This window comes from Streptococcus sp. 2154, from assembly GCF_013277255.1.
Lineage (GTDB): Bacteria > Bacillota > Bacilli > Lactobacillales > Streptococcaceae > Streptococcus > Streptococcus pseudopneumoniae.
In genome coordinates this window covers 1-9,458 of sequence record NZ_VMMK01000047.1, presented here as the reverse complement: position 1 = coordinate 9,458, position 9,458 = coordinate 1, and the positions used below count along the sequence as shown (strand labels likewise).

Below are 9,458 nucleotides of genomic sequence, written 5' to 3'. Positions count from 1 at the left end.
GATTTTCATTGAGTATAAATAAATACTCCAAAGCCTGCAAAAATCTGAAACTTCCTCCTACAATTTGATATAATAGAGAGAAGAACTCGATTGAAGGAGGAAATGATGTCGGTTTTAGTAAAAGAAGTGATTGAAAAGCTTAGACTAGACATTGTCTATGGCGAACCAGAATTGCTTGAAAAGGAAATCAATACAGCAGATATTACGCGACCTGGTCTTGAAATGACAGGTTATTTTGACTACTACACGCCAGAGCGGATTCAACTTTTGGGGATGAAGGAGTGGTCTTATCTGATCAGCATGCCTTCCAACAGCCGTTATGAAGTTTTGAAAAAAATGTTTCTACCTGAGACACCAGCGGTCATTGTTGCCCGTGGTTTGGTGGTTCCAGAGGAGATGTTAAAAGCAGCCAGAGAATGTAAGATTGCTATTTTAACCAGCCGTACAGCGACAAGTCGTTTATCTGGAGAGTTATCTAGCTATCTGGATTCTCGTTTGGCAGAACGTACCAGTGTTCATGGGGTTTTGATGGATATCTATGGGATGGGCGTCTTGATTCAGGGAGATAGTGGAATTGGTAAGAGTGAGACAGGTCTGGAACTTGTCAAACGTGGTCACCGCTTGGTAGCTGATGACCGGGTCGATATCTTTGCCAAGGATGAGATTACTCTTTGGGGTGAACCGGCTGAAATCTTGAGACACCTGATTGAAATTCGTGGGGTTGGGATTATCGATGTCATGAGCCTCTACGGTGCCAGTGCCGTCAAGGATTCTTCACAGGTTCAACTTGCTGTCTATTTGGAAAACTATGATACACATAAGACTTTTGATCGTCTTGGAAACAATGCAGAGGAAATAGAAATTTCTGGCGTAGCCATTCCTCGTATCCGCATTCCAGTTAAAACAGGTCGTAATATTTCTGTCGTGATTGAGGCAGCTGCCATGAATTATCGTGCCAAGGAAATGGGCTTTGATGCGACCCGTTTGTTCGAAGAACGACTGACAAGTCTCATCGCTCGAAATGAGGTGCCTAATGCTTGATCCAATTGCTATTCAACTAGGCCCTCTAGCCATTCGTTGGTATGCCTTGTGTATTGTTACAGGTTTGATTCTTGCGGTTTATTTGACCATGAAAGAAGCGCCTAGAAAGAAGATCATACCAGACGATATTTTAGATTTTATCTTGATAGCCTTTCCCTTGGCTATTTTAGGAGCTCGTCTCTACTATGTCATTTTCCGTTTTGATTATTATAGTCAGAATTTGGGAGAGATTTTTGCCATTTGGAATGGTGGTTTGGCCATTTACGGTGGTTTGATAACTGGGGCACTTGTACTCTATATCTTTGCTGATCGTAAACTCATTAACACTTGGGATTTTCTAGATATTGCGGCGCCTAGCGTCATGATTGCCCAAAGTTTGGGTCGCTGGGGCAATTTCTTTAACCAAGAAGCTTATGGTGCAGCAGTGGATAATTTGGATTATCTACCTGTCTTTATTCGTGACCAGATGTATATTGAGGGGAGCTACCGTCAGCCGACCTTTCTTTATGAGTCCCTATGGAATCTACTTGGATTTGCCTTGATTCTGATTTTTAGACGAAAATGGAAAAGTCTCAGACGAGGTCATATCACGGCCTTTTACTTGATTTGGTATGGTTTCGGTCGTATGGTCATCGAAGGCATGCGAACAGATAGTCTCATGTTCTTTGGCCTTCGAGTGTCTCAATGGCTATCAGTTGTCCTTATCGGACTGGGTATTTTTATCATTCTATATCAAAATCGAAAGAAGGCCCCTTACTATGTTACAGAGGAGGAAAACTAAATGTTAGAAGTTGCATATATTTTTGTTGCCCTTGCTTTGATTGTATTTTTAGTGTATCTAATCATTACTGTACAAAAGCTTGGCCGTGTTATCGATGAAACAGAGAAGACGATTAAAACCTTGACTTCAGATGTGGATGTGACCTTGCATCATACCAATGAATTGCTGTCTAAGATCAATGTCTTGGCAGATGATATTAATGTCAAGGTGGCAACGATTGATCCACTCTTTAGTGCTGTTGCAGATTTATCTCTATCTGTTTCAGACCTCAATGACCATGCGCGTGTCTTGAGCAAGAAAGCTTCATCAGCTGGTTCAAAAACACTCAAGACTGGGGCAAGTTTATCAGCTCTTCGTCTTGCAAGTAAATTTTTAAAAAAATAAAAAAGGAGAATCCTTATGGGTAAATTATCCTCAATCCTTTTAGGAACCGTTTCAGGTGCAGCTCTTGCCTTGTTTTTAACAAGCGACAAGGGCAAACAAGTTTGCAGTCAGGCTCAAGATTTTCTGGATGATTTGAGAGAAAATCCAGAGTATGCCAAGGAGCAGGTCTGTGAAAAACTGACAGAAGTCAAGGAGCAGGCTACAGATTTTGTTCTTAAAACCAAAGAACAGGTTGAGTCGGGTGAAATCACTGTGGACAGCGTCCTTGCTCAAGCCAAATCATGTGCTCGTCAAGCGACAGAAGTATCAAAATATCGATTCAATAATCTCAAAGAGCAATGGCAAGAAAAGGCCGAAATTCTTGATGAATCAGAAGAGATTGTGATTGATATCAAAGAAGAAAAAATCTAGATTTGATGAGACTGGGCAAAAACTCAATTCTAGGAGAAAATGAAGTAGATCTTCCCATAATCAAACGCATAGTATCAAGGTTTTTCAAGGCCTGATATTATGCGTTTTTTGATTTTCATTGAGTATTATGGTATAATGGCAGTGTTGAAAGTGAAATATTTACATTTTTTATATTTTACTGATATTTTATTAATATTAAGCAATTCATTTTTTTATGATTAGAAATCAATGTGGTAGTTTATAATCAAGCAGAGGAAAAGTTCTAAAATTTTAGTCAAGAAAGGGTTTAGTATTTTGTCAAGGGAAAATAGTAGAACTCTCTATTTTGTAAAAAATAGCTAGAAAGAAAGTTGGTAAAATGAAAGATATTTTTAATAAACATCAATGTTTTTCGATTCGAAAGTTTTCTGTTGGAGTGGCTTCTGTATTAATAGGCATTGCTTTGTTTACACCATCCCAGGGAGTACTTGCTTCTACGGAAAATTCTCCATCTTCTGTGGATAAAAGAGAAGAAGTTCAACCTATACTAGATAATCAAAATAATCCTTCTTCTGAGTTAGATACCAGAGATGTTCCAATAGGATCTACAAGGACTACAGAACCCGTCAGATCTGGGAATAAGGAAAATAATAGCTTGACCACAAGGGATTTCGTGGCGGGTGAAGACAGATCAAGCACTCCAGCGGTGAGAGCAGCATCAAATCCTTCCGAGGTTAAAAAGTATGAATTAACTGATGAGTATGCTAAGCAAATAAAAGCAGGAGTAATCGGTTCAGAAGGTAATAAGCTTGATAGTTTATTGTTAAACGGCTCTAAGTTAAGTCCAGAAGCCTATACAGATGATGATTACTTGAAGGATAAAGAAGAACTTTATATTTATGAAAAAGGTGGGAAAAAATATGTAGGTTATAATAGTCATCCCTTATTAGAAGATACTGATGGTGATGGTATTATTGACAGTAAAGAAAAGCCAGATGAAAAATTAAAATGGAATGTAAGTGAGCGCGATATGATTATGTTCATGGAATTATCCTACCGTGATGATAATTATATTGATAGAGTGCTGGATCATAAGAGACCCTTAACAGAGTCAGAGTTATATAAAAAGAATGGTGACAGTAAACCACGTTATGAGTATATGATGATGAATAAGGAATTGGGGCCTTATTGGGAAAGGAAGAAAAGTTACCATACCTCCAGTGGACTAGATGCTGTCTTGTATGAAACGAAGAGTGATTTCTTATATTTACCAAATGGAACTGCACAAGTATTAGCCTTTCGTGGAACAAGTGATGCGAAAGATATAGGAGCTGATATAACACTTGGATTAGGAAGCAATCCTCAACAAGGGATAGATGCAGAAAATATTATGCATGAACTAGCTAAAGATAAGAGTATTACTAATCTTTATTTGACAGGTCATTCTTTAGGAGGATATTTAGTACAACGGGCAATGGTTGAAGCTTATCAGTTGGCATATTCTGACAGCAGAGTCATGTCTCCTAAAGAACAGTTGGCTTATAGAAACGTTTATAATAATGTATTAAAAAAAGGCACAACCTTTAATGCTCCAAAAGTTGTGACCAATTTGCTTTCCAGTCGTGAATTTTGGCAAAAAGGTTTAGATAGCAAAAAAATAGCCAAGTCTGGTAAAATGACTCATTATATTGTTGATAATGATTTGGCGATAAGAAAAGGCGTCAGCAATGATAGTGATGTTGTTATAAATGTTGGACGAACCAGTGGAGGTCACAGTTCACGTTCTTATTTTGAAGCTGATATGATTAATAGACGATCAGAGTTTATATCTGGGAAACGAATTTCCTTAGATGGGACAGGTTATCAAGATAAAAACATTGCAACAGTTAAATCTGTAGAAAAAGTTGGAGAAACTGTTGTATATAGTAAACGCGGAGATGACATCATTAAGTCAATAACTGTGAGTATGAAAGATCTCGATACAGGACAGATTACTAACAATACAATTGATGAAGTGTTTAAGAAAGATGGAGCCAAATCTACAGTTGTCGTTACCCAACTTGAGCCAAGTGTACGTTATGAAAAAGATGCCACAAGAGCTAAAGGTGAAGCTAATGTAACAACAACTGGTACTTCAGGTACTAGTACAGTAACAACAACTTATAGTGTAGATCCTAACACTGGAGATCTGATTGAACATGTAGGACAACCAGTAGTTAAGCAACCGGCAATAGAAACAGTTGTCAAAGTCGCAGCCAAGGATGAAGTAGAATACATTAAAAAAGGAGACGACGTTGTTAAGAAGACAACAAGCTACACAGTAAACTCAAAAACTGGCAGCCTTACTTCGACTAAGAAGGAAGAAGTAGTCAATAAAGGTGGCGCGAAGGATATAGTTGAGTATAATTCAGTTGAACCCAAAACAGTTTATTTAAAAGATGAAAACAGTCCAAAAGGTACTGATACCGTTCAATTTCTAGGGAGATCAGGAAAATCTAAAGTCATCACAACCTATAGCGTAAATCCAGTAAATGGAGCCCTAACTCCATCAAAAGGGGGATCAGAAGTCGTAACTCTACCAATAGCTAGAGTTGTAAAAGTAGGAGCTAAGGATAAAGTAGACGTAGAAACAATCCCATCTCCAGTAAAATACGAAAAAGATGCTAGTCGAGAAAAAGGCCAAGCCAATATTACTGTTCCAGGAAAAGACGGAAGTAAGACAACTACCACGACTTACACAGTAAATCCAGACAATGGGGAAGTTACTCCAAATGAAGGAAATCCAGTAATAGTAAATCCAACAGAAACAATCGTTAAAGTCGCGGCTAAGGATCAAGTAGTAGAAACGCCAATTGAGCCCACAGTGGTTTATGAAAGAGATGACACTCGTGACTTTGGTACACCAGACAAGCCTAGAAAAGGAGCAAAAGGAAAATCTGTAACGACTACAAGGTATGACGTTAATCCAAATAATGGATCAGTCACAGAACAGGTTGGTAAGCCAGTGGTCACCCCAGCTGGTAAAACAATAGTTAAGGTTGGAGCTAAAACTAAGGTTGAGAGTAGCAAGGATGACCAAGGTCGTGAAGTTATCAACACTACAACTTATGAAGTTGATCCAAAAACAGGTAAGGTAACTTCTACAACAGTAATTACTTACGGGACAAGGAAAGAACTAACGATTGAGAAGATGGTAGTACCATCTCCAGTAGTTTACGAAAAAGATGATACGAAAGAAAAAGGTACAGTCCCAACTACTGTTAAAGGTGAAGATGGTGAAGACACTATCACAACAACTTACACTGTGGACACTAATACTGGAAAGATTACAGCAAGTGAAGGTAAACCAGTTCGTACGAAAGAACCAACGAATACAGTCGTCAAAGTCGCAGCGAAGGACAAAGTAGAAAAAACAGAAATCTCATCACCTAAGAAATATGTGAAAGATGATACACGCGACAAAAATCAACCAAATGCGGAAGAAGCAGGCCAAGCAGGTTCAAGTACTATCACAACAACATATAGTGTTGATTCTACTACAGGCGCTATTACAGAAACAGTAGGAAAACCAGTAGTAGTAAATCCAACAGCAACAATAGTCAAAGTCGCAGCCAAGGACAAAATAGTAGAAACACTAATTGAACCTGAAGTTGAATATGTTAGAGATGGTGAACGAGAAGTTGACACACCTAATGAACGTATTGAAGGAGCTAAAGGTAAAATAGTTACTACAACCACTTACGATGTAGATTCAAAGGACGGTCATATCACAGAACACGTTGGTAACCCAATGGTCACCCTAGCTGGTAAAACAATAGTTAAGGTTGGGGCTAAAACTAAGGTTGAACGTAATAAGGATGACCAAGGACGTGAAGTTATCAACACTACAACTTATGAAGTTGATTCAAAGACCGGTAAGGTGACTCCTACAACAGTAACGACTTACGGAACAAGGAAAGAAGCAACGGTTGAGAAGAGGGTGGTACCATCTCCAGTACGTTACGAAAAAGATGATACGAAAGAAAAAGGTGCTGAAGCAATCACCGTTAAAGGTGAAGATGGTGAAGACAGCATCACAACAACGTACAGAGTAAATCCAACAACAGGGGAAATTACTCCAACTGTAGGAAAACCAGTTCGTACGAAAGAACCAACAGAAACAGTTGTAAAAGTTCCAGCTAAGGATAAAGTAGTAGAAACCCCGATTGAACCAGAAGTTGAGTATGTTAGAGATGGTGAACGAGAAGTTGACACACCTAATGAACGCGTTGAAGGAGCAAAAGGTAAGACAGTTACAACAACCACTTACGATGTAGATTCAACTGACGGTCATATCACAGAACACATTGCTAATAATATAACAACACCAGCTAAGGTAACACCAGGTAAAGTCACTCCAGCAACTCCAGTCACACCTGCTACTAATGGAAATTCTGGTCAAGATACACCTGCACCTGCACCAACAACTCCAATTCCAGATGCAGTTACTCCGAATGCAAATCATGAAGATACTACAGATGCTAGTGATAATGGAACTAAGTCAAATGATTCTCAAAATGTATTACCAAATACAGGAACAGAATCAAATGCGACTCTTGTATCTCTAGGACTTCTTGGTCTGCTAGGCGGTCTCAGACTTGCTCTTAGAAAGAAAAAAGAAGACTAAAAATTTAGTCAAATATGAACTATTCATTGTTAAGTGGACAATGAATACAAAAGATTAAAAAACGGCCTTGTTCCTCATTTCAAGAGGTGCAAGGCTGTTGTTGTATTTTGGCTCTTTATCAACTGTAGTGGGTTGAAGTCAGCTAAGCTCGAGAAAGGACAAATTTCGTCCTTTCTTTTTTGATGTTCAGAGCGATAAAAATCCGTTTTTTGAAGTTTTCAAAGTTCCGAAATCCAAAGGCATTTCGTTTGATAAGCTTAATGAGATTATTGGTTGCTTCTAATTTGGCGTTAGAATAGTGTAGTTGAAGGGCATTGACAATCTTTTCTTTATCCTTTAGAAAGGTTTTAAAGACAGTCTGAAAAAGAGGATGAACCTGCTTTAGATTGTCCTCAATAAGTCCGAAAAATTTGTCAGGCTCCTTGTTCTGGAAGTGAAAAAGTAAGAGCTGATAGAGATTGTAGTGGTGTTTCAAGTCTTCTGAATAGCTCAAAAGCTTGTCAAGAATCTTTTTATTCGTTAAGTGCATACGAAAAGTAGGGCGATAAAAACGTTTATCGCTGAGTTTACGACTATCCTGTTGAATGAGTTTCCAGTAGCGTTTAATAGCCTTGTATTCATGGGATTTTCGTTCAAACTGATTCATAATTTGGACACGGACACGACTCATAGCACGGCTAAGATGTTGCACAATGTGAAAGCGATCCAGAACGATTTTAGCGTTTGGAAAAAGTTGCCTAGCTAAGTCATAATAAGGACTAAACATATCCATAGTAATAATTTTCACTCGACATCGGACGACCCTATCATATTTAAGAAAGTGATCTCGAATGACAGCTTGTGTTCTACCTTCAAGAACAGTGATGATATTGAGCTTATCAAAATCTTGCGCAATGAAACTCATCTTTCCCTTGGTAAAGGCATACTCATCCCAAGACATAATCTCAGGCAGATGTTTAAAATTACACTCAAAGTGGAAGTCATTGAGCTTTCGAATGACAGTTGAAGTTGAAATGGCCAGCTGATGAGCAATATCGGTCATAGAAGTCTTTTCAATCAACTTTTGCGCAATTTTTTGGTTGATAATACGAGGAATTTGGTGATTTTTCTTGACGATAGAAGTTTCAGCGACCATCATTTTTGAACAGTGATAGCACTTGAATCGACGCTTTCTAAGGAGAATTCTAGTAGGCATACCAGTCGTTTCGAGGTAAGGAATTTTCGACGGTTTTTGAAAGTCATATTTCTTCATTTGACTTCCGCACTCAGGGCAAGATGGGGCGTCGTAGTCCAGTTTGGCGATGATTTCCTTGTGTGTATCCTTATTGATGATGTCTAGAATCTGGATATTAGGGTCTTTGATATCGAGTAGTTTTGTGATAAAATGTAATTGTTCCATATGATTCTTTCTAATGAGTTATTTTGTCGCTTTTCATTATAGATGATATGGGACTTTTTTCTACACAAAAATAGGCTCCATAATATCTATAGGGGATTTACCCACTACAAATATTATAGAGCCGAAAAAGTATAGTTGATTGAAAGTAACCGTCCAATAACGAAGTATATTGATACTCATCTACTTTCAAAAAGCATTCTAGTCCATCTCCGATTAACGATGGACTTTATCACCTCCTTCTCCAGTCCTTGTATGACATCTTCCAAAGTTCGAAAGGCTTTATTCTTAAATCCACGTTTACGAATCTCTTTCCACACTTGTTCAATGGGGTTCATCTCTGGTGTGTATGGAGGAATAAATGCAAAGCCAATATTAGTCGGAATCTTTAAGGTACTTGATTTATGCCATATAGCATTGTCCATAACGAGTAAAAGATAATCATCTGGATAAGCTTGTGAAAGCTCTTCTAAAAAGGCGTTCATCCACTCAGTATGACATCCACCAGCGATTAAGAAAAATGATTCGCCTGTATGGGCATCAACAGCTCCATAACAATAGCGAAATTCTCGTATATAGTGACTATGGACATGTGGACCTACTCCCATTGGAGCCCAACAAGATCCCAGTTTACTGATTCTACCGAAACCAGCCTCATCTTGGTACATCAAGCGAACCTTACGAAAATGCCTACTGGTTTTAAAGCGCTTTCTTGGAATCTTGAAATCAGCTGTATTTATATCATTTTGTTTGATTAAAAATATTGAAAATGGTATAATCTAGCTGTAATAGCTGTAATA

Annotated in this window: 5 protein-coding genes and 2 pseudogenes; 5 read left to right on the top strand and 2 right to left on the bottom strand. The window is 38.3% G+C overall.

Annotation, left to right across the window (positions count from 1 at the left end):
- Positions 1-105: 105 nt before the first annotated feature.
- The 5 genes and pseudogenes from hprK to HT693_RS08575 all read left to right on the top strand — a co-directional run bounded on the left by hprK (position 106) and on the right by HT693_RS08575 (position 7,262).
- The gene (gene hprK, locus HT693_RS08595) at positions 106-1,041 is read left to right on the top strand and encodes an HPr(Ser) kinase/phosphatase (protein ID WP_000115147.1); all 936 of its coding nucleotides are present in this window, start codon (positions 106-108) and stop codon (positions 1,039-1,041) included.
- Positions 1,034-1,822 carry a prolipoprotein diacylglyceryl transferase gene (gene lgt, locus HT693_RS08590; RefSeq protein WP_000886657.1) on the top strand — a complete coding sequence of 263 codons (789 nt, stop codon included), beginning with the start codon at positions 1,034-1,036 and terminating at the stop codon, positions 1,820-1,822. The genes hprK and lgt overlap by 8 nt, the downstream gene beginning before the upstream one ends.
- A pseudogene (locus HT693_RS08585) lies at positions 1,823-2,249 on the top strand (DUF948 domain-containing protein). It begins immediately after the preceding gene.
- Entirely contained in the window at positions 2,222-2,617 is a 396-nt protein-coding gene (locus tag HT693_RS08580; RefSeq protein WP_000517395.1) for a YtxH domain-containing protein, read from the top strand. The pseudogene HT693_RS08585 and the gene HT693_RS08580 overlap by 28 nt, the downstream one beginning before the upstream one ends.
- 358 nt (positions 2,618-2,975) lie before the next feature.
- Positions 2,976-7,262: a G5 domain-containing protein gene (locus tag HT693_RS08575; RefSeq protein ID WP_172925110.1), complete on the top strand. Its 4,287-nt coding sequence runs from the start codon at positions 2,976-2,978 to the stop codon at positions 7,260-7,262.
- 142 nt (positions 7,263-7,404) lie between these two features.
- Here the strand turns inward: HT693_RS08575 and HT693_RS08570 are convergent, their stop codons facing one another.
- Positions 7,405-8,661 (bottom strand): ISL3 family transposase, encoded by a 1,257-nt coding sequence (locus HT693_RS08570; protein WP_172925109.1) that lies wholly within the window; start codon positions 8,659-8,661, stop codon positions 7,405-7,407.
- 176 nt (positions 8,662-8,837) lie between these two features.
- Positions 8,838-9,371: pseudogene (locus tag HT693_RS08565) on the bottom strand (IS630 family transposase); the annotation flags it as partial.
- Positions 9,372-9,458 lie beyond the last annotated feature (87 nt).